Origin of the sequence: Streptomyces sp. NBC_00654 (genome assembly GCF_026341775.1) — a bacterium.
Lineage (GTDB): Bacteria > Actinomycetota > Actinomycetes > Streptomycetales > Streptomycetaceae > Streptomyces.
In genome coordinates, this window is record NZ_JAPEOB010000010.1 from 21,685 (window position 1) to 42,116 (window position 20,432).

The 20,432-nt window shown below is 66.4% G+C and carries 15 protein-coding genes, 2 pseudogenes and 1 CRISPR repeat array; of the genes and pseudogenes, 4 read left to right on the top strand and 13 right to left on the bottom strand.

The window, feature by feature from the left end; all coding sequences use genetic code 11:
* Nucleotides 1-168 precede the first annotated feature (168 nt).
* Nucleotides 169-1,587: a pentapeptide repeat-containing protein gene (locus OHA98_RS42200; protein ID WP_266933690.1), complete on the top strand. Its 1,419-nt coding sequence runs from the start codon at nucleotides 169-171 to the stop codon at nucleotides 1,585-1,587.
* 167 nt (nucleotides 1,588-1,754) lie between these two features.
* Here the strand turns inward: OHA98_RS42200 and OHA98_RS42205 are convergent.
* The 8 genes and pseudogenes from OHA98_RS42205 to mobF all read right to left on the bottom strand — a co-directional run.
* Nucleotides 1,755-1,856 (bottom strand): annotated as a pseudogene (locus OHA98_RS42205) (ATP-dependent DNA ligase); the annotation flags it as partial.
* A gap of 15 nt (nucleotides 1,857-1,871) precedes the next feature.
* Nucleotides 1,872-2,822: a Ku protein gene (locus OHA98_RS42210; protein ID WP_266933702.1), complete on the bottom strand. Its 951-nt coding sequence runs from the start codon at nucleotides 2,820-2,822 to the stop codon at nucleotides 1,872-1,874.
* 181 nt (nucleotides 2,823-3,003) lie between these two features.
* Nucleotides 3,004-3,351 carry a DUF6233 domain-containing protein gene (locus OHA98_RS42215; protein WP_266933686.1) on the bottom strand — a complete coding sequence of 116 codons (348 nt, stop codon included), beginning with the start codon at nucleotides 3,349-3,351 and terminating at the stop codon, nucleotides 3,004-3,006.
* A gap of 4 nt (nucleotides 3,352-3,355) precedes the next feature.
* Nucleotides 3,356-3,496 carry a hypothetical protein gene (locus OHA98_RS42220; protein ID WP_266933704.1) on the bottom strand — a complete coding sequence of 47 codons (141 nt, stop codon included), beginning with the start codon at nucleotides 3,494-3,496 and terminating at the stop codon, nucleotides 3,356-3,358.
* A gap of 90 nt (nucleotides 3,497-3,586) precedes the next feature.
* Nucleotides 3,587-5,404 carry a group II intron reverse transcriptase/maturase gene (gene ltrA / locus OHA98_RS42225; RefSeq protein WP_266933714.1) on the bottom strand — a complete coding sequence of 606 codons (1,818 nt, stop codon included), beginning with the start codon at nucleotides 5,402-5,404 and terminating at the stop codon, nucleotides 3,587-3,589.
* Between the two features lie 557 nt (nucleotides 5,405-5,961).
* Entirely contained in the window at nucleotides 5,962-6,207 is a 246-nt protein-coding gene (locus OHA98_RS42230; RefSeq protein ID WP_266933706.1) for a hypothetical protein, read from the bottom strand.
* A 111-nt stretch (nucleotides 6,208-6,318) separates the two neighbouring features.
* On the bottom strand, nucleotides 6,319-6,588 hold the full coding sequence (locus OHA98_RS42235; protein WP_266933385.1) for a hypothetical protein: 270 nt from the start codon (nucleotides 6,586-6,588) through the stop codon (nucleotides 6,319-6,321).
* A gap of 153 nt (nucleotides 6,589-6,741) precedes the next feature.
* Nucleotides 6,742-8,715 carry a MobF family relaxase gene (mobF, locus tag OHA98_RS42240; RefSeq protein ID WP_266933386.1) on the bottom strand — a complete coding sequence of 658 codons (1,974 nt, stop codon included), beginning with the start codon at nucleotides 8,713-8,715 and terminating at the stop codon, nucleotides 6,742-6,744.
* Nucleotides 8,716-9,470: 755 nt separating this feature from the next.
* On the opposite strand from mobF, the gene OHA98_RS42850 reads away from it, so the two are divergent.
* The 3 genes from OHA98_RS42850 to OHA98_RS42255 all read left to right on the top strand — a co-directional run bounded on the left by OHA98_RS42850 (nucleotide 9,471) and on the right by OHA98_RS42255 (nucleotide 12,767).
* The gene (locus OHA98_RS42850; RefSeq protein ID WP_323179726.1) at nucleotides 9,471-10,133 is read left to right on the top strand and encodes a ParA family protein; all 663 of its coding nucleotides are present in this window, start codon (nucleotides 9,471-9,473) and stop codon (nucleotides 10,131-10,133) included.
* A gap of 95 nt (nucleotides 10,134-10,228) precedes the next feature.
* Nucleotides 10,229-11,239, top strand: coding sequence for a ParB N-terminal domain-containing protein (locus OHA98_RS42250; RefSeq protein ID WP_266933388.1), 1,011 nt, complete (start codon nucleotides 10,229-10,231; stop codon nucleotides 11,237-11,239).
* Nucleotides 11,240-11,414: 175 nt separating this feature from the next.
* Nucleotides 11,415-12,767 (top strand): IS4 family transposase, encoded by a 1,353-nt coding sequence (locus OHA98_RS42255; protein ID WP_266933390.1) that lies wholly within the window; start codon nucleotides 11,415-11,417, stop codon nucleotides 12,765-12,767.
* 63 nt (nucleotides 12,768-12,830) lie between these two features.
* On the opposite strand, the pseudogene OHA98_RS42260 reads toward OHA98_RS42255, so the two are convergent.
* The 5 genes and pseudogenes from OHA98_RS42260 to cas3 form a co-directional block, all read right to left on the bottom strand.
* A pseudogene (locus tag OHA98_RS42260) lies at nucleotides 12,831-13,253 on the bottom strand (IS30 family transposase); the annotation flags it as partial.
* Between the two features lie 159 nt (nucleotides 13,254-13,412).
* Nucleotides 13,413-16,491: direct repeats of the CRISPR family, unit length 30 nt; unit sequence GTTGCTACCCCTCGAAGGGGCGATGAGGAC.
* A 141-nt stretch (nucleotides 16,492-16,632) separates the two neighbouring features.
* Complete coding sequence (cas2, locus tag OHA98_RS42265; RefSeq protein WP_266933392.1) at nucleotides 16,633-16,896, bottom strand: CRISPR-associated endonuclease Cas2; 264 nt, start codon at nucleotides 16,894-16,896, stop codon at nucleotides 16,633-16,635.
* A 7-nt stretch (nucleotides 16,897-16,903) separates the two neighbouring features.
* Entirely contained in the window at nucleotides 16,904-17,884 is a 981-nt protein-coding gene (cas1b, locus tag OHA98_RS42270) for a type I-B CRISPR-associated endonuclease Cas1b (RefSeq protein ID WP_266933394.1), read from the bottom strand.
* 1 nt (nucleotide 17,885) lies between these two features.
* On the bottom strand, nucleotides 17,886-18,383 hold the full coding sequence (locus tag OHA98_RS42275) for a CRISPR-associated protein Cas4 (protein ID WP_266933396.1): 498 nt from the start codon (nucleotides 18,381-18,383) through the stop codon (nucleotides 17,886-17,888).
* Nucleotides 18,380-20,432, bottom strand: a 2,053-nt coding sequence (gene cas3 / locus OHA98_RS42280; protein WP_266933708.1) for a CRISPR-associated helicase Cas3', incomplete at its 5' end; no start/stop codon positions are given. The genes cas3 and OHA98_RS42275, both read right to left, overlap by 4 nt.

Below are 20,432 nucleotides of genomic sequence, written 5' to 3' on the forward strand. Positions count from 1 at the left end.
GACTCGCCGCCCGGTGCGGCTCCGATCGAACCTGGGGGGCGGAATCGGTCATATGGGGCGGGGTTCTTCCGTCATCGTGCTGGCTGCAACCGCTGACCTCAGCACCTTGTCTTTATCGTCATGACGCCCAGGCGAAGGCCACGATCACTGAATGAACGGGAACTGCGGTTGTGGAGGGTCGGCCGGGCTCTCACCCTCACGTTCGTCGCCGCGGTCCTGGTCGCGAGCGGCGTCTTCTACGGCTTGGCAGTCCTGCTGGACGTCCAGCAGATCGACAGCACCACGAAGCTCGACGCGAAGACGCTCTTCGACTTGGTGAAGCTCTCCTTCGGTGTGGTCGCCGGAGCCGGTGCGCTCGTTGCCCTGGTCGTCGCCTACCGCCGCCAGCGCGTCGACGAAGCCGGCGCCCACCGCGAAGCCACCCGACTCCACACCGAGCGCTTCTCCCAGGCCGTCGACAAACTCGGCTCCGACTCCCCAGCCGTTCGGCTCGGTGGTGTCCACGCACTCGCAGGCCTGGCCGACGACGCCCCCGACAACAACCTGCGCCAGACATGCATCGACGTCCTGTGCGCCTACCTCCGGCTCCCCTATAGCCCCGACCCCGGCGAGGGCCCCGCCCACCTGGAGGAGCACCACCACTACCTCGCCCTCCGCGAGGTCCGACACACCATCCTGCGCCTCATCAGCGATCACTATCGACGCCCCCACGGAACCCGCCGATCCTGGCAAGGCTGCGATCTCGACCTCACCAGCGTCACCATCGACGGCCCCATGAACTTCAGCGGCGCGAAGTTCTCTGGCGGCGACGTGGACTTCGGCGGCGCGGTGTTCTCCGGCGGCCGCGTGGACTTCCGCGGCGCGACGTTCTCCGGCGGCCGCGTGGACTTCGGCGACGCGACGTTCTCCGGCGGCAGCGTGGACTTCATCCACGCGACGTTCTCCGGCGGCAGCGTTTACTTCGGCGGCGCGACGTTCTCCGGCGGCCGCGTGAACTTCGGCGGCGCGACGTTCTCCGGCGGCAGCGTGAACTTCGGCGACGCGACGTTCTCCGGCGGCAGCGTGAACTTCGGCGACGCGACGTTCTCCGGCGGCCGCGTGTACTTCCGCGGCGCGGTGTTCTCCGGCGGCGGCGTGGACTTCCGCGGCGCGGACTTCCGCGACGCGGAGTTCTCCGACGGCACCGTGGACTTCCGCGACGCGGAGTTCTCCGACGGCACCGTGGGCTTCCGCGACGCGGAGTTCTCCGACGGCACCGTGGGCTTCCGCGGCGCGACGTTCTCCGGCGGCACCGTGAACTTCAGCGACGCGACATTCTCCGGCGGCCGCGTGACCTTCAGCGACGCGACATTCTCCGGCGGCAGCGTGAACTTCAGCGACGCGACATTCTCCGGCGGCCGCGTGACCTTCAGCGACGCGACATTCTCCGGCGGCAGCGTGAACTTCAGCGACGCGGTGTTCTCCGGCAGCACCGTGGACTTCCGCAACACGGCCAGTCCGGCTCCTCAGGGGCTTCTTGCTGCCGTCGGCACACCTACTCCTGCGGAGGTCACCCTGCCTTCCGCTTGGCTACTGCCAGCCCCATAGGACCCCCGGGGGCTTAATCGGTCGTCTACGCCCACTCTGGCCGGTTCGATGAGCCGAGCACACGTACACGGCCGGTAGCCGCGCAGTCCAATCAGGTTCCCTGCGTTCGCGCCTCCCCCTTTCGCACCTCCTTCGCACCGTACGAGACACAGGCGAGTGTCTGGAGAACCCTCCTGCTTCACCTCATAGGCGTACCGGCCGTCCGAAGCCGGTGGTGGCAGACAGCCCGGGGTGGCGAGCATGGGATCGATCCGGGGCAGAACGCTCATGACATCAGGGGCGGATCAGGAGGCGCTGCGCTTCTTCGCCGTCGTCTTCCTGGCGGCAGTGCCGACCTTCTTCCCCGCGGCCGTCTTCTTCCGGGTGGAGGTCTTCTTGCTGGTTGAGGCCTTCGCTGTGGTCTTCTTGCGGGGCCGCATCTCGTGCATCGTGGCGTGCTCGTCGCTGTCCTCGCCACGGCCCTCCTTCGCCGCCTTCACGCTCGCGTTCAGCGCGGCCATCAGATCCACGACCGTCCCCGACTCCCCCGCCCCGGCCTCGGCCGGCACGGGGAGCTCCTCGCCCTCGGACTTCGCCGCGATGAGTTCCTCCAGGGCATCGCGGTACTCGTCCCTGAACCCCGAGATGTCGTCGACGGTCATGGTGTCGGCGAGCTGGACCGCCTGCTCGATCTCGCCCTCATCCAGCTCCACGGGCGTCGGAGTGAGGGACTCGGGGCTGCGGATCTCGTCGGGCCACCGCATCGCGTGCAGCATGATCGCACCCGACTGCACACGCAGCAGACCCAGACGCTCCCGGTTGTGCCAGGCGAATTTCGCGACCGCGACCCGGTCCGAGCGCTCCAGCGCTCTGCGGAGCAGCGCGTACGGTTTCGCGGCGACCTGCCCGTCGATCGCGAGGTAGTAGGAGTCACTGATCCGGATCGGGTCGATGCTGTCGGCGTCGACGAACGCGACGATCTCGATCGCCTTCGCCGTCGGCAGCGGCATCTGGTCCAGCTCCTCGTCGGTCACCGGGACCGTCTGGTCCGTGGCGATCGGGTAGCCCTTGCCGATCTCTTCCTGCGGCACGACCTCACCGTCGATGTCGCAGATCTTCCGGGTCCGGACGCGCCCCATGTCCACCAGGTGCACCTGGTGGAAGTGGATCGCACGGTCCTCGGTCGCACTGACGACTTTGATCGGAATCGTAACCAGGCCAAAGCTGATGGCACCGGTCCACAAGGGTCGCGGCATTGCTTCCTCCAGGCCCCCCTGACGGGTCGGGTCGGGAAGCGGGCCGGAAGCGCCGGAAGGGAGAGCCGGCCCCAGGGGCCGGGCGCGCCGGGCCGCTGCCCGTACTACTGATCCTCACGCCGCTCCCGGTCCCCCGCACCCGCACAGTCCGGGTGCCGACGCGCCTGTCACCCGACGCGGGCTACAGCATCCCGAGTGCGGTGTCGGGTCGGCAGTGGGTACACGCCCGGACCCCGTCCGCGAGCGCCCCCAGTGCCTGCTCCCTGCTGATCACCTTCAGCCGCTTCCCCGCCGCGTAGCAGCCGCCGACGTGGATCTCCATCGCGGGTGCACCGACACCGATGCCGTGCTCCATCACCCAGTCGGGTGTGGGCGGGCGGACCCGCTCGCCCTGGAGTCGTTCCTTCTCGCGCTGCTCGGCGGCCGCGATGGCCTCATCGATCCGGGCGACCCACATGGCGTGCCAGGCCCGCAGCGTGTACAGCCGCGGCAGGTCGGCCGGAAGATCGGGCACGCCGCCGTCGGACATACGGCTACGCCGCCTTCTCCTCGACCGGCTCGTGGGCGTGCCGCAGCGCCGTCCTGGCCTTCACAAGGTCCGGCCCGCTCAGCGTCTCCCAGAACGGGTGCGTCATCACGGTGGTGCTCAGCTCCAGCAGACGGCGCCGGTACACGGCCAGCCGCTCCGCCTGTCGGGTAGCCGAGGCACATCTCTGCGCCTCGGCCCCCTCAGAACCGGACTTGCGAGTTTCCCCGCATCCGGCTCAAGCAGACCGCAAGGGCCGCGCCGCTACAATCCTGCCGCCAACCCGTTGATCGTTGGCGTGGTGTTGCCGGTGGCAATCGGAGTGCACAAGCCGGAGATTTGATCGTTCATCAGAACCACCGAGACTTCGGTAGACAAGATGATGTTTATGCACCATCTTCCTGGAGGCGGCGAACCAGTCGATCCACTCTCGTGGGTTGTCTGGTTGGTACTCCGCTCCGGCAATCAGATCCTGTCGGCACATTGGACAGATTCCCTTTTGCAGATAGGCAAGCGAAAGAGATTTCTTATCAAAGGCCTTCGGGATCGCCTTGCGTCTCCTCTTATCCCAGTACTGCGTCAGTGACGGGTCGTCTGGTGAGGCCAAGCCTTTGACCATGTCGTGACGGACGATCTTTGACCAAGCGAATTTCCGCAGGTAATAGGCGCCCTGTTGTGCACCAAAAACCCATCGGTCATTCCTGGCCGGGTTGAATCGGCCGAAATACCTGTCGACTACCCAGGTTTTCGACTTTGTCGGATGCGTGTAGCGTCCCCACTTATAGGTGAGTCGCCACACGTACGTGTCGAGCGCACTAAATACTTTGCTTGACACGGCAACTCGATAGTACGTGGCCCAGCCCCGAATGATGGGGGTGAGTTTCGCTATAAGCGCTTCGGCGTTTGCACCTCGCAGGTGTTTCACCTCGTCGCGTAGCCGCTCCTTGATTCTCTTAGTTGCCGCTCGACTTGGTTTCGTTAGCAGCTGACCACCATAACGGCGTACATTGAACCCGAGGAAGTCAAACCCTTGATCCAGGTGCACCGTTTTGGTTTTCTCCGCATTGAAGGATAGCCCTCTCGGGGCTAGCCACTCCCCAAGCCTCTCCTGGACCGACTCCGCCTCTTCTTTTGTGTAGCAAAAGACCACAAAATCATCAGCGTAGCGGATTAGGATAGGGGTTCCCGGTACGGCGGACATTTCCCGCCCCGCTCCTTTCTTTCTGTACCGGCACCCGACGGCTTTCTCCATACCGTGAAGAGCGATGTTAAGTAGCAGAGGGCTAATTACTCCACCCTGTGGTGCCCCTTCCTCGGTCGGCGTGAATCTTCCGCTCTCCATCACTCCAGCCTTGAGCCATCCGCGAACCGCTTCCCTGGCTGGGAAGCTGCCGATTGACTGCATCAAGTGGTGATGGTCGATACGGTCGAATGCGCCGGCAAGGTCGGCATCCAAGACCCAGACTCGCTTCCCTCTGGAGCTACCAGCGTTGAAGATGGCCTCTAACGCGTCGTGACAGCCTCGGCCGGGACGGAAACCATAGTTTCTCGCCTCGAACTTTGACTCCCACTCAGGCTCAAGCGCGTTCTTGACGCGCGCCTGTAACACGCGGTCCCGGATGACTGGAATGCCCAGTGGGCGTTGTTTTCCATTGCTCTTCGGGATATACACTCGCTTCACTGGCACGGCTTTGGATAGTCTCGCCTCTGCATGGATTTCAGTAGCGAGCCCATACCTCTGCTGTGGTGTCAGCGATCTGACGCCGTCAATGCCAGCAGTCTTGCGTCCGGCACTCAGCTGCGAGACTCTTTTCACGCTGACTAGCGTGCTTGAGTAGCTGCGCAACATGAGTTTTTGCAGATTGTGTACCTGTTTCAGATTTCCTTGCTGCGCGGCCTTGAAAATTCTCTGCCTCAGTCGCCGTACGTTCCCCTCAGCCTTCGCCCAGTCAACACTGTGCCAGGATTGGAGTACGCCCTCCGGTCCGTTCTCTGAAGTTTCGCTATTTTTCAGCGATGCTCCATCGTCTAACTTTCCCTTTGGTGCTGGTTTCATTGCTTCGTTTTTCAAAGGTCCACCAGGCTCACGTCAGCTCCTTTTCAGGCCGAGCACATGTCCCGTATCTAGCGAGTTATAGCGCAGTTGCGCCTTTCCTCCGGGCTTTCGCCCTGCCAGCATTTGCTTCTTGAGCCTTCCTGTTCCCGCTGGAGAGTTCTGCCCTTCTTGCGTTGGGCTTACCGGTGGCCGGACTCCAACGGGGTTTCCACGTTCCGCACCTAGAAGATGCGAGTGGTGCGGGTGCCTCCTATAGCCCGGGGAAGAGGATGGTGCCATAAGGCGTGGACGAACTACCAGCGCCTCCATCCGACACTTTCTCGTGTCCCTTCCCATGCCGTCTGCTTGCATACCATCGACGGGTTACACTGACGAGCCATCAACAGAGGTTCACTTGCGTTCACCCTGCCACTCTTCCCCCAATACCTAGGCCCCTTCGATGGTCGACGGAGCCTTTTGGTTTCTCTGCACTCAGCTTCGCACCCCGTCATTACTGTCGACGCACGTGAGTGTGGGGGACCGGCCATTGGCACGGGCCGGAGATATGCATTAGTTGTTTATCTGTGCACTATTGCGTATCCACTTCTTTCGGAGCGACTTCGTGTCGCACGCTCGTCGGTGTAGCCGGGGCTGTCCGCCTTGGCGGGCCGGTAGCTGCTGTGGACCTGCTTCTCCGCCTCCCAGCCGGGCATCGGCTCCGCCGACCACGGCAGCGTGCGTGCGTAGGCCTCACACTCGGCGCGGGTCTGGTGGAGAGCGAGCTGGGCGTCGCGGAGGTCCTGGGGAAAGTCGTACTGAGACACACACTAATAATACGTGCGTTCGAATAGAGCGTTCAGCCACCGCGCCGAAACCGGGCCGCCGCATCACCCGACCGCCCTGCAACGAAGACGAAGCCGGGCACGACGCCCCGCTCAGGGCGTGTCGCCGGACCAGTCCCAGCGGATCCGCTCGCCAGGCCGCGGCTCATACAGAGCGCGGCCGTCGGCGCCGAACTGCCCGAGATCGGTCATCAGCGCGACGCCGGTCTGGATCTCGTCCGCTGTCCAGCCGGTGATGTCGAGCAGCAGCCCATCGAGCGGGCCGCCGACCAGTTCGGCGTAGTCGCGGTGCGGCAGCGGCCCCGGGTGGTCGTGGTCGGCGCCGTAGACCCGGCCGCGCAGCAACTCCTCATCCCTGTCCATGCGCACCAGCCTCCCAGCCACCACTGACAGCCGGGGCCTGGTACTTATGCCCGTTGTCCCGCCGCCGCCGAGGGCGAGGCTTGCCCAGGGTGACCTTGGGGCCGAGCATCGTCGGTGCGCGCCACGGCATCGGACGCGCGCCATCGGGTGCACTCAGTGGCCGGCCTCCCGGCCGCGGTGCGGTCCGGGCTCCGGCGGGCGGTGCGCCTGCTGGTCGTCCGGGCGCACCGGGCGCACCGCGTCGGCGTCGTCCTGTTCGTTGTAGCGGGTCGCGCGGGTGCGGGAGTCGTCGGCCGCCTTGGTGAACGCATCCTTGAGGTGGCGCAGCCGTTCGGCAGTGAGGCCGAGAGCTTCCATGTCAGTGCGGGACTCCCGTAGGGCCCGCAGCGCCGTCATGTCGATCGCCTCCCGGCGTCCGGTGCCCGGCTCCTGGTCGTCGTTCTCGGGATCGGCAGTCGCGGGCGCGAGCAGCTGCTCGGGCATCGCCGCCTGCTGGTGCCGGACGATGTCGTACGCCCGGCCCCGCACAGCGGCGGCGGTGATGGTGATGCGCAGCTCCTCCCGCACCACCGCACCAGCAAGGACGGCCCGGTCGTAGCGCAACGGGATGCGGGGGATCTCCCACTCCCCCGCGTCCTGCCCCAAGTGCTGGGGTGCGGCCGGCTCGCCGGGATCGGCCGGGGGTCGCCGGTCCAGGTCGGGCCCGGGAGTGGGTGGGCGGCGGCGGGCGGGGAGGTCGGACAGGGACCACCGGGCGGTGTAGAGGCGGTAGCCGGCCTCCAGGCCCCGTACGGTCTTCGGCTCGCTGATGTCCAGGCAGTGGGTGGAGATGGCGGCGGCCACGACCTGGTCGTCGAGGCCGGGGTCGCGGCGGCGGCCGCGCAGGACGAGGGCGAGGTGGCGTCGGGCTTCGGCGAGCAGGTGGCGGCGGTGGAAGCGGCCGCCGTCGTTCATCACGAACACCGTCGCGGCGACGTCGACGGCCGCCAGCGCTATGTCGACCACGGCGGCGACCCGGGACCGGATCGCCACAGCCGCGGCACGGGCGTACTCGAGAAGGGAGTTGATGACGTCGACGGCCACGTTGGAGGTGCGGATCGCGCTTTCCTTCCACTCCTTGCACAGCTGCGCGAGGGGCCGGGCCTTCGGTTTCGGCGGGCGCGTCATCTTCGCGGCGATCCCGTTCAGCTTGGCGCGGGTCCGCTCGGAGACCACGGGCAGGAACTTCGGCTCGCCGTCGTCGTCGACGGCGGTGACGTACTCGTGCTCCAGCTCTGCCAGGCATGCGGCGATCTGGTCGCTGCGCCGGGCGGTCCAGCGGATCAGCTCGTGCGGCACCCCGGCAATCTCCATGACCGGCCGGCGCCCCGGGGTGACGGTGCGCGGCTCGGTGGCCAGTCCCAGCTCTTCGCAGACCTCTGCGGCCACGAGCTCGTTGTAGAGCGCGGAGGCGGCGACGGTGTTCTCGTGCAGGGCCAGAGTGTGGATCGAACCCCACTTCCCGTCCAGGCGCTGCCCCTTCACGGACAGCAGCAGATGGTCATGGAGCAACGGCATACCCGATCTCGCCTCGTAGTGGCGGAAGCGGGCGGCGACCAGACCGCCGGGCGGCCGCACCCGGTAGATGCCGTCCTTGCCGTACCGGATCACCGCGACCTCGTCCTCGATCCACTCCAGCACCCGTACGATCGCGCGCTCGTGCGCGGCCTCGATCACCCGCCGGGTCTCCTCATCCCCCAGCGCCCACAACAGGTAGATCGTCGGCTGCGGCCGAAAGGCGAAGTCGACACCGGTGACCATCACCCGGCGTCCCAGGGCGCCGGCCTTGAACGCCTTCTTCGGGGATTCGCCCTTGGCGAGCCGGTCGGCCTCGATCCGGTCCGCGTCGGGATGGCGGCCCCGCTCGCCGAACAAGTTCCTCAGCTGCGCCTCGGTCACCTCCTCCCCCGGCGTCAGCCCTAGCGCGGCCAGGCCGCGGCCCATCCAACGCCCGACCGGGACACCGGCCTGCTCCTGGGCGGCGCGCAGCGGCGTGCGGGCCGGGCGGCGGCCGTCGCCGACGACTGTCTGGCGCAGGTAATAGCGATACATCTGACTGGCCCGGATGACCCTGATATCCACTGTCATGGAGACCACGTCACACGGCTCTGGCCTGCAAGGAAAGGCAGATCGGCGGGACGGCCCGCCAGGCGGGAGCAGCGGCCGAACTTTCTTCACCGGCGCCCGTCAGGCGGGAAGCAGCCCCGGGCCGGACAGCGAATGTCATCGCTCTCCGGCAGTCCCTACGTGCTCTCCGGCAGTCCCTACGTGCTCTCCGGCAGTCCCTACGTGCTCTCCGGCAGTCCCCACGTGCTCCGCCGTATCGCAGCGCGTCGACGGGTTCAACGGAAGACTGATGACTGAACTTCAGGAAGGCGTGCCATCAAGCTGCGGCCAGCGGCGAACTGCGTGGTGGTCCGTGCGCCGAGGACACCGGGCAGGGCGGGCCCGCTCGCAGCGGGGCTTCAACTGGACAGGGCAGAGGACGCACCGCCGAAACTCATTGTCGAATAGATGCAAGGCGTTGAGGTCGGCGGTGACGACGCACTCACCTGGGCGCCAGACGGCCAGGAGTTGGTCGCGGGCCCTGTCACGACGGCGCTCGGGCCCACAGCATCCTGGACCGGCCCAAGGCCGAAGGCCACCTTGCAGACTCGGGGCACCCGGGCTGCAAGGGCCACTCTCGTCACTCTGCCGGTTTACCGCGGTAAACCGGCACCTGAGTCAACGGGCTGCACGAGTGGTCGAATCATGAGCGTCCGGGTCAAACCCACCCACGTCTATCTGCAATGATGCCCACTGCCCGAAGTACCGGAACCTACGGGAAGCAAACGGAGCATCACATGCCAGCAAGCGTCTACGTCGTATCCATTGACCCCCAGGCATCCACTGTCTGGTGGGCGAACAGGATCACGGATCTGCCGTTCGACTTCTCCCAGGAGCACGACACTCCGGAGAACTTGGCGATCCTCAAGAACACGGGAGCGAAGGTCCATGTCATCGCCAACCAGAAGGGTGGCGTCGGTAAGACCACGACCACTCTGAACCTCGGAGCTGTCGTCGCTGATGTCCTCAGGGCCAGCAAGAGCGGCCTTCAGCACGTCTTCATCGACACTCCAGGCAGCCTTCAGGACGAGAACCTCCTGCTTGAGGCACTGAAGTACGCCCACGACGTAATAGTGCCCATGCCTCCTGAAGGCCTCGCCTTCGACCCCACCGCGCGGACCATCCAGAACGTAATCGTGCCCAGCGGGCTCCCTTTCAAGGTTGTGATCAACAATTGGGACCCGAGGGACGGGGTGGCCGACCTTGAAGACACCAAGGCATACATTGACGCCGAAGAGTGGCCCCGCACGGAGACAGTGATCCGTCGCTACAAGGTCCACACGCGAGCATCCGTCGAAGGCCGCGTGGTCACCCAGTACCCCAAGAATCGCGTGGCCATGGAAGCACGCGAGGACTTCTTCCGTCTGGCTCTGGAGCTCGGCTATGGCGGTGGGGCGTGATGGCTGCAGGACGACGCACGAGCCTCGCCTCGCTCGCTGGCCAGAAGGTCGACGAAGTACCCGGCAAGAGTGACCCGCTCCTCCTTACCCTCCCCTTGGAGAAGCTCGTACCGACGCGCTTCAACCCGCGTCGGAACTTCGGCACGGACAAGGAGCTCAAGGAGTTCGGGCTGAAGCTGAAGAAGCGCCAGCTCCAGCCCGCCGTGGTCGTTTCCCGCGCCGGGTACCTCAAGCTCTGGCCAGTGGAGGAAGAGCACGTCGGTGCCGCACCGTATGTGATCGCCAATGGCGAGCGTCGATACCGCGGTTCGCGCCTGGCCGGGCTGTCGACGCTCAACGTCGTACACAACGAAGACGTAGCCAAGACCCGGGCCGACTTCCTGGACGCAGTCCTCTCGGAGAACAACGACCGCGAGGATCTCGACCCGATCGAGCGAGCCATCGGCATCGAGATCATGGTGGCAGAGCTCGGGGGAGCCGACAGGGTCGCCGATCACTACGCCAAGACGAAGGGCTGGGTCAGCCAGCAGCGCAAGCTGCTCAAGCTGACGCCAGAGCTACAGATTCTGGTGAGCAGTGGCGAGATGCCTGTACGCGTCGCAAGAGACATCGCCGGGCTGCCGGCTGCGGAACAGGCACAAGCATGGTCCGACGAAGAGAATCGCCGCTTGGCAGCGCAGAGCATGCCCCGTGCACCAAGAGGGCGTCGGGCATCTCAACCGGTCAGCTCGAAGCCTGTTCCATCGACTCCAGTCACAGCGCCAGAGCTCGTTGAGCCCAAGAAGCGGTTTACCGCGGTAAACCAACACCCTGATGCTGACACTGAGGAATCGCACGATCGCACCCCAAGGCTCGCCGCTGGGCAAGATCGGTCTGTGCCTGAGCCTCGGTCGACGTTCTCGGATGATGGCCCGAGCGGGCCGCTCCTGCCGACGCTGGAGCCTGCCGCGCTGGCTGAGTTGGTCATTGATCAGCTGGCTCCGGCTGACCGGAAGAAGCTGACGACTCTACTGATCACATACAACAGCTCCCAGATCGCCAGGAGTCCGGAGAACCAAGCCCCGAAGGCCGAGAGCGGCTCCACTGCGCGAGAAACGACGGTCTGACTTCCGCACAACGCAAAAAGCGGCCCTCCGCCCAGGTGTACCTGGGCTTCAGTTCTAGCGGCAACGCCGTTCAGTTAGGCGCGGTGGCTGTTCGTCAAGGTTGGTGAACGAGGCAGCGGAGCTGCTGTAGAAGAGGTCTGTCCTCCAAGACATCCTCACCACAGGAGCTCCGCTGTTGGAACAGGCTGCCATAACCAGGACGGCGCGGGTAGCGGCCGGGGTGTTCGCGCCGGGGCATATCGGTGAGCTGACCCGGATCGTCCCGTTCGAGATGGTCGACGAGGTGCTGGCGGAGACCCGTGCGGTGCAGCGCAGGGTCCGGCTGGTGCCGGCGCGGGTCACGGTGTACCTCCTACTGGCCGCGGCCCTCTTCAGCGGGCTGGGCTACCAGCAGGTCTTCGACCGATTGTGTGCCGGGCTTTCGGGCCTGCCGCTGCTCCGGCCCAGCGGCAGCGCTCTTCGCCAGGCCCGCCAGCGGCTGGGGCCGGCACCGATGAAAGCGCTGTTCCATCTGGTGAGCGGCCCTGCGGCCACGACCGCTGCCGCCGGGCGCTGGCGGGGCCTGAGAATCGTCGCGGTCGACGGCACCCTGCTGCCGGTCCCGGACTGCCCGTCCAACCTCACGGTTTTCACCCGGCAGCGGCTCGGCAACGGGACCTCGGGCTACCCGCAACTGCGCCTGACCGCGCTGGTGGCCTGCGGAACCAGGTCGGTGATCGGGGCCGTGTTCGGTCCGGCCACGACCGGTGAGCTGGAGTACGCCCGCCGCCTGACGGTGGACCTTCGGGCCGGGATGCTGCTGCTGGGCGACCGGAACTTCTCCGCCGCCGCGCTGCTGAACCAGCTCGCCGCCACCGGCGCCGATCTACTGGTCCGCTGCAAGGCCAACCGGAAACTGCCAACAGTGGCCCGCTGCCGCGACGGCTCAGTACTGACCCGCATCGGAGCGCTGACCGTGCGGGTCATCGACGCCGAGATCACCATCCGCACCGCCCAGGGCACCCGCACCGGCCACTACCGGCTGCTGACCACCCTCACCGACCCTGCCACCCACCCGGCCGGTGAACTCGTCCGGCTCTACCACGAGCGCTGGGAGATCGAGACCGCCTACGCGGAACTGAAGTCCACGATCCTGGGCGGACGCGTCCTGCGGGCCCGCACCCCGGACGGCATCGAGCAGGAAGTCTGGGCCCTGCTGACCGCCTACCAGGCACTACGCACTGCGATGACCGACGCCACCGACAGCATCCCGGGCACCGACCCGGACCGGGCCGGCTTCACGACCGCGCTCGTCGCCGCCCGAGACCAGCTCGTCCTGGCCGCCGGCGTCATCACCGGCACCGACATCGACCTCGTCGGCACGATCGGCCGCCACATTCTGGCCCACCTCTTGCCCACCCGGCGGGTCCGCACCAAAGACCGCATCGTCAAACGCGCGATCTCCAAATACAACGCACGCGGACCCGCCATCGACCGCACCACCTACAAAGCCACCATCAGCATCACCATGCCCACGAGCCGCCCTTGACACCCCCAGCCCCGCCCTAACTGAACGGCGTTGGTTCTAGCGGTCGTTGCAACACTGCTCGCCTCAGGTGGTGAGTAGATCACGTAGACGCTCGGCTGGTGTATCCCAGCCGAGCGTCTTGCGTGGGCGGCCGTTGAGCTCCTGGGCGACGTGTTCGAGGTCCTCGGGACTGTGCAGGCTCAGGTCGGTGCCCTTGGGGACGTACTGGCGCAACAAGCCGTTGGTGTTCTCGTTCGAGCTGCGCTGCCAGGGCGAGGCGGGATCGCAGAAGTAGACCGGCATCCCGGTGGCCATGGTGAACTGCTTGTGCCGCGCCATCTCGGTCCCCTGGTCCCAGGTGAGAGAGCCCCGCAGGTGCGGGGGCAGGGTCTGGACGGTGCGGACCAGGCCGTCGCGGACGGCTGCGGCGTCGTGGGAGCTGGCGGGCAGGTGGACCAGCATGGTGTAGCGGGTGGTCCGCTCGACCAGGGTTGCGATGGCGGACCGGCCGTGCGCGCCGACGGCCTGGCGGCGGTCGTGGTCGTCCTTGATCCGGGCGGCCCCCTGGCCGTACGGATCGGCGGCGAGGCGCTGGACACCGATGTCGAACTGCGCCCGCTGCGCCGGTGTCATGTCCCGCCCGGGTGCAGCGCGGCGGCGGAGGAGGTTACTACCCCTCGAAGGGGCGATGAGGACCGGCAGGACCGGCCGCAGTAGATGCGCGGCTTCGTGCGTTGCTACCCCTCGAAGGGGCGATGAGGACTAGTGACCGGCCCTTCCAGGACGTACTGGGTGCCGTGTTGCTACCCGTCGAAGGGCCGATGAGGACCCGACCTCGCCCGGCAGTGGGCCGAAGAGTGGGCCGCGTTGCTACCCCTCGAAGGGGCGATGAGGACCTGGATGCGGTGGACCGGGAAGGTCTGGGCTACCACGTTGCTACCCCTCGAAGGGGCGATGAGGACCGGGTCGCTCTACAAGCTCACCACCAACGCGAAGAAGTTGCTACCCCTCGAAGGGGCGATGAGGACCTGCGCCGGACCCGCATGGGTCCCCACACACACCGCGTTGCTACCCCTCGAAGGGCGATGAGGACACCTCCGCAAGTGCGAGCCCGCCCCGAAATGGTTCGAGTTGCTACCCCTCGAAGGGGCGATGAGGACCGCTGCCGGACAGCGCGGATGCCTACTGGGGTGTGCTGTTGCTACCCCTCGAAGGGGCGATGAGGACCCGGCGCTCACGGGCACCGGGGCGGCCTTGCGCACATGTTGCTACCCCTCGAAGGGGCGATGAGGACCCGTCACCGCGTGTACCGATGCCGTGGCGATCGATATGTTGCTACCCCTCGAAGGGGCGATGAGGACCGGCTCCGATCGTGATCAGGTCCGGCTTCTCCGCCTGTTGCTACCCCTCGAAGGGGCGATGAGGACATACCTCTACCAGTGCAGCAAGTGCGGCGGCTGGACGTTGCTACCCCTCGAAGGGGCGATGAGGACCGCCTTGAGCAACGCGAGGGCGCGGCCCTTGTGGCGGGGTTGCTACCCCTCGAAGGGGCGATGAGGACCGCTCAGGCCCGGTTCGACGGCCGGGCCAGGTCTGAGTTGCTACCCCTCGAAGGGGCGATGAGGACGCCACCGCCCGATCATCCTCGGCCGGGACGTCGTGGAGTTGCTACCCCTCGAAGGGGCGATGAGGACGCCGCAGACGTCCTGCTGCTGCCGTGCGAGGCGGAGTAGTTGCTACCCATCGAAGGGGCGATGAGGACTCGCGGAGCTGGACGACCTGGACGGCGGCGCGTCGGTGTTGCTACCCCTCGAAGGGGCGATGAGGACTAGCCGCGGAGCCGGAGGTTCTGGGTGATCCCCTGCTTGTTGCTACCCCTCGAAGGGGCGATGAGGACACCGCGCCCTGCGCACCGGAAAGATCTACCCGGAGGGGTTGCTACCCCTCGAAGGGGCGATGAGGACGGGCGCCATCCCGGCGGCCGGTCCCTCTACGAGCCGTTGCTACCCCTCGAAGGGGCGATGAGGACGACATGCGGGACGGCGAGATCGTCTCCTCCATGCTGTTGCTACCCCTCGAAGGGGCGATGAGGACGCGCGCGGCGCGCGCGTTGTAGGCGAGGACGGCATAGTGTTGCTACCCCTCGAAGGGGCGATGAGGACGACCCCGATCATGGCACTCCGCAAGAGCATCAGCATGTTGCTACCCCTCGAAGGGGCGATGAGGACATCAAGGTCCCCCGAGCAGCAACGGTGAGTGCTACCCGTTGCTACCCCTCGAAGGGGCGATGAGGACCGTCGACCCCGGCCGCCATCGCCGCGTACGTCATGTTGCTACCCCTCGAAGGGGCGATGAGGACGCGCTCACGGGCACCGGGGCGACCTTGCGTACATGTTGCTACCCCTCGAAGGGGCGATGAGGACCACTCGGTTAAAGCGCTCGTCAAGACCTTCTGGAAGTTGCTACCCCTCGAAGGGGCGATGAGGACCTGTGGTGACGTCAGCGGTGGGCTTGTGGAGGACGAGTTGCTACCCCTCGAAGGGGCGATGAGGACTCCCCGAGACCTGGTACACGCCCGCATCCGTCGCGTTGCTACCCCTCGAAGGGGCGATGAGGACCCGGTCGGCGGCGTCGGCAGGAGCGCGGCGCGGGCGGGTTGCTACCCCTCGAAGGGGCGATGAGGACGTCCCCCGCCGCGTAGCAGCCCCCGACATGCACTTCGTTGCTACCCCTCGAAGGGGCGATGAGGACGCCGGGACACGATCGCGTCCACCCGGATCGAGATGAGTTGCTACCCCTCGAAGGGGCGATGAGGACCCACCTGAAGTGGACGAGCGCGGGGTGGCGAATGACGTTGCTACCCCTCGAAGGGGCGATGAGGACGTTTGGCGGCAGTGACGGGCGGACCGCGGCGCCGGCGTTGCTACCCCTCGAAGGGGCGATGAGGACCGGTGGCCAGAGGCGTGTCAGCCACAGCCACGTAGGTTGCTACCCCTCGAAGGGGCGATGAGGACCCCAGCCGAAGGTGTCCTCGAACGCCCTCTCGTAGCGTTGCTACCCCTCGAAGGGGCGATGAGGACTGCGACGGCTCGCCCACCGCCAGGAGCAGTGCGGGAGTTGCTACCCCTCGAAGGGGCGATGAGGACTGCAGCGCGCGGCCGGATACCGCCGCACCCTGGCCACGTTGCTACCCCTCGAAGGGGCGATGAGGACCCGCTTCCGCCGCCGTGCCCGTGCGCTGCTGAACCACGTTGCTACCCCTCGAAGGGGCGATGAGGACCAGTGCGCGGCATGAGAAGCGCATCGGCTTCTTCAGGGTTGCTACCCCTCGAAGGGGCGATGAGGACTGGGCGATCGTGCGGAGCGCCCGGCTGGAGTCCGGCACGTTGCTACCCCTCGAAGGGGCGATGAGGACCGTCGAGCAAGCCCAACAGGCCCGCAGCCGGGCGGTTGCTACCCCTCGAAGGGGCGATGAGGACCCGCCTGGAGGAAGAGCACGGCCTGGTCCGCGCCGCGTTGCTACCCCTCGAAGGGGCGATGAGGACGGCTCGAAGGTGTGGTTGCCGTCCTCGTCCTCATAGAGTTGCTACCCCTCGAAGGGGCGATGAGGACCGGATACTTCCCCATCGGCCGCTACGTCACCATGACGTTGCTACCCCTCGAAGGGGCGATGAGGACCGGCGAGCGGTCCGGCCAGTGCGGCACCGGTCACCCAGTTGCTACCCCTCGAAGGGGCGATGAGGACCCCACGGTAAAGATGCAGGTGACAGGGGGTAAAGGACGGCCTGGTCCTCCGGGTGTTGCAGCGGACCTCCGGTAGTGTCGCGTGCCCCGGTGTGGCGCTGCAATTTCAGGTTGGTTCGAGGCGTCACTGGGGCCCTCTTCGTTACAGCACGTCGCTCGGGGCCGGTTCGACCGCGCCCCATTCGAGACGCTGAGGGAGGGTACCGGGCGGGAAGGTGTAGACGAGGACGTTGTCGTAGGTCAGGTCGAGGACGGATTCGACGGCTGCCTGGAAGCGGCGGAGTTGGGCTGCGCTGAGTTGGCCTTCGAAGACGCTGCGCTGGACGTGGTGGAGGTACTGGCGGCAGGTTCGGAGAATGCGCGAGTTGCGTTCGGCAAGGGTGTCGTAGACGACAACTACGTACATGGAGTGGCTACCACCAGATCCTGAAGGGTTTGTAGGGGGTGCCCTCCAGGCAGTGGCGGGTCAGGGCGAGGGCATCGAGGTAGAGGAGTTCGTCGTAGGCGACGTTCCGGCCGAGGCTGCGGTGCGCGATGGTGACAGCGAACTCGTCGCGGACGGTCTGGACGACGTACTTGCGTCCAGCCTCGCTGAGCATTGCCTGGTTGCTCTGGCGGTCGAAGTGGTGCTCCTTGAGCTGGTTGCGGCCTGCGAGCCGTAGGAGGAGCCGCTCGGCGAACAGCGGTTTGAACATTTCGGCGAGGTCCAGGACAAGGGAGTGCCGTTGGCGTTCCAGGCTGCTGTGGAGGAAGGCGATGCCGCTGTGGAGCGGGGTGAGGCGTACTGCGGTGAGGACTCGCGCGTATGTGATGCCGTTGACATAGCTGATGAAGGCGTTTCCGGCGTTCTTGGGCGGTCGGCGGCTGCGCCCGCCGAGTTGCAGCCAGTCGGGGAGTTTCGTGTCGATGACTTCCCAGGCGGAGCGTCGGAACGTTCCTTCGGCCCCCATGAGGTGTGAGGGAGTTTCGGCTGTGGCGATCGATTCCTGAAGGACGTGGTACGGGCGGGTGAGCAGTCTGCGGTCGACGACGCGTCTGACGTTGAAGGCGGTGGCGTCCACGATGTCGCGGGCGATCTTCAGGCTGGTTCCGGGATCCTGCGCGGTTCGCGCCTGGGTGAGGACGGTCTGGCCCGAGGTGCTGGTCTCGGAGGTGAGGAGGGAGCCGGCGTAGTCCCCGTAGTAGCTGAGGAGGTGGACGTTGATGCGGTGTCGATTGAGCAGGGAGACGACTGCGGTGTTGATGTCGGTTTCGGCGCAGGCGACGATGTCGCGGACGTCGGTGATGGGGATGTGGACGTTGGCGGCGTTCTCGCGCTCGATGATGAGGGATTCGTCTTTGCGGCGGATCCGGCAGGGGTTGGTCAGCCAGTAGGTGCGGGCGGTGGCAGGCATGTCAGTCCGTCCAGCAGTAGTCGGTGAAGCTGCAGCCGCGGCAGGCGGAGAGGGCGAGTCGGCTCGGTGAGTTGGGGAGGGCAGCCACGGTGAGGACCTGGGTGATGTCCGCTTCGGCCTGGGTTGCGGCTTGCGGGGTGTAGGGGAAGCGTTGGGTCCGGCGGGTTTTGGGGTAGTGCAGTACGGCCCCTTGGGCTTCGATGCCGACGCGGTGGAGCCGGTGGCAGTAGTGGCGGCCCTGCGCTTGGTCGGCGGGGCTGGGGCGGGACGAGGATTTGACCTCGTGTACCCAGTGCTGGCCATCAATGAAGTCGAGCTGGGCTGCCCCGAGGTCGACGGGCGTGTTGCGGGTGTATGAGGTGTCGTGTGTGGCCTCGCCGAGCTGGACGGTGGCACTCAGCTGTTCGGGGCGGATGCCGCGCAGGTAGAGCCAGAGCTGGCGGGGGCAGTGGTAGAGGTACTTAATGTGAACGCCGCCGATGTCTTCCGCTTCGATCACAGGACTTCTCCTGGGCGGTAGGTCTCCTGGAGCAGGCCTTTTACGGCGAGCAGGCCAAGGACGGGGTCGTAGTCTCCGTCGATGACGCGTGTTTTGAGGTTCTTCTCGTACCGGGTGAGTCCGCCCGCCCAGTGCGGCATGGGGATCAGGTACTCGTCTGCGAGGAGTCGGCTGGTCTTCGGGTTTCCGGTGGTCTTGTCGAGGGCGGCGGCGTAGGCGTCGCGGTCGGTGCTGAGGATCGCTTCGGTGCCGTCGAATTGGGCATCGAAGTTCTCGGCGAGGGCGGAGCGGTCGTCGAAGGGCTGCCCGAACGTCAGGAACGCGTCTTCGAAGTCTCGCTGGTGGTTTTTGACGTTGATCCGCCATTGCCGGCCCCAGTCGCTGGAATACACCTGGTCGAGCCAGGTGGTGGTCAGCCTTTCGTCGACGATCTCTCCGTCGTGCCGGGTGAGGATGTCCCAGGCCAGGCGTGTGGGCGCTTCGTCATAGACTCCGTCGGCCCACAGAGCGCCGCCTCCGCCACGCCGGGGACCGTAGGTGGGTTGGTGGATGACGACGGGTGCGGGTGGCAGTGTGCCGATGCGGTTGGTGCGGCCGAAGCGCTGCAGCAGGGCCTCGAGGTCTGCGGCGGAGGTGTGGCACAGGTCCAGGTCGATGTTCAGGGAGACCTCGAGTGCCTGGGTTCCGACCAGGAGGCCGGGGCGTCTGGGGCTGCCGGCTTCGAAGCGTTTCAGGATGCCGGTTTCGATGGCGGTGCGGTCCATCCGTCTGTAGCGGGAATGCAGCAGGTAGGCGGAGTCCTTGCCGTGCAGTTGTGTGCACAGGGGTGCCAGTTCCTTGTAGAGGAGGATGGCGTCCTTGACGTTGTTGGCGACGACCAGCACGGAGCGGCCGTCGGTGAGCTGGTCGCGGATTTCGGTGATGGAGGTTTCGTCGGTGAGGTGGCTGAGGCGGGTGTGTATGCGGTGGCGGGCGGGGGTTGCGACGCTGGTGGGGGCTTCGACCAAGCTGGCCGGCTGCTGGAGGGTTTCGGTGACGAGTTCTGCGAGGGCGGTGGGCAGGGTGGCGGAGAGGACAGCGACGCGGCCTCCGGTGCGTGTCCACAGGCGCATCATGGCGAGGATCATGCCGAGGCGGCGGGTGTCGAAGGCGTGCAGTTCGTCCAGGATGAACACGGAGTTGGTGCTGTCCATCAGGATGCTGGAGTGGACGGGGCCGGCCAGTGCTCCGCGCATGAGTTGGTAGGGGGTGCCGACGCGCACGAGTTCGAGGAAGTTCTTCGTCGCTTCGGCTCGTGAGTGGGCTTTGGCTGCTGTGTCGGTGCGGTCCTCGTCCTCGCCGCAGCCGTCGGCGAGGGAGCGGGCGAGATGGTAGGAGGCGGCCTTGGAGTGGGCGACTCCGATGCCGTCCGGTGTGTCGAGTTCTTTGCGCAGACGGTCGGACATCGCGTTGATGCTGGCCAGGTAGGGGAGGACATAGAAGATCCGGGGGGTGCCGCCGGTGTGTGCGGTGAGGTCGTCGATCTGGGTTCTGGCCCAGAGCAGGGAGCCCTCGGTCTTGCCGCTGGCGGTCCATGACCTGAGCAAAAGGTGGCCGTGAGTGTCCCCGGCCATGTCCTGCTGAGGGCGGACGGTATGGCCTTTCGCGGCCAGCCGTTCGGTGAGGCGGGCACGGTAGTCCGCGGTCAGTGGGTGGCGTTGGTGGAGCGAGGCGTGGGCGGAGGAGAGGTGATCGGCCATGGTCACCGCTCCGAGGAGAAGGACGGCCAACAGGCCGTCGCTGTCTTCTTCTCCGAAGCCCAGGGGCTGTGACCAGCGGTGCAGGAGGTCTTCGAAGAGCTCGTGCGCTTTCGTCGTGAGCTCGCGGAGGTCTGCGGCAGGGACTTCTCTGTCGACGGGCAGGGCGCTGGCGCGTGCGGTGTGGTGCACCCAGTTCATCAGGTGGGTGAGTTGCTGCTCGTCGGCGGGGAGGAACCTGGCAGCGAATTCCTCGGCACTGTCGGTGCCGTACTGGGTGAAGACGGGGAGCTTACGCGCGTCGGCGCCTCCG

Coding starts and splice junctions, on each gene's coding strand:
- OHA98_RS42210 (WP_266933702.1), bottom strand. CDS start 2,822: ATGCCGCGACCCTTGTGGACCGGTGCCATCAGCTTTGGCCTGGTTACG.
- OHA98_RS42215 (WP_266933686.1), bottom strand. CDS start 3,351: ATGTCCGACGGCGGCGTGCCCGATCTTCCGGCCGACCTGCCGCGGCTG.
- ltrA (WP_266933714.1), bottom strand. CDS start 5,404: ATGAAACCAGCACCAAAGGGAAAGTTAGACGATGGAGCATCGCTGAAA.
- OHA98_RS42235 (WP_266933385.1), bottom strand. CDS start 6,588: ATGGACAGGGATGAGGAGTTGCTGCGCGGCCGGGTCTACGGCGCCGAC.
- mobF (WP_266933386.1), bottom strand. CDS start 8,715: ATGACAGTGGATATCAGGGTCATCCGGGCCAGTCAGATGTATCGCTAT.
- OHA98_RS42850 (WP_323179726.1), top strand. CDS start 9,471: ATGCCAGCAAGCGTCTACGTCGTATCCATTGACCCCCAGGCATCCACT.
- cas2 (WP_266933392.1), bottom strand. CDS start 16,896: ATGTACGTAGTTGTCGTCTACGACACCCTTGCCGAACGCAACTCGCGC.
- cas1b (WP_266933394.1), bottom strand. CDS start 17,884: ATGCCTGCCACCGCCCGCACCTACTGGCTGACCAACCCCTGCCGGATC.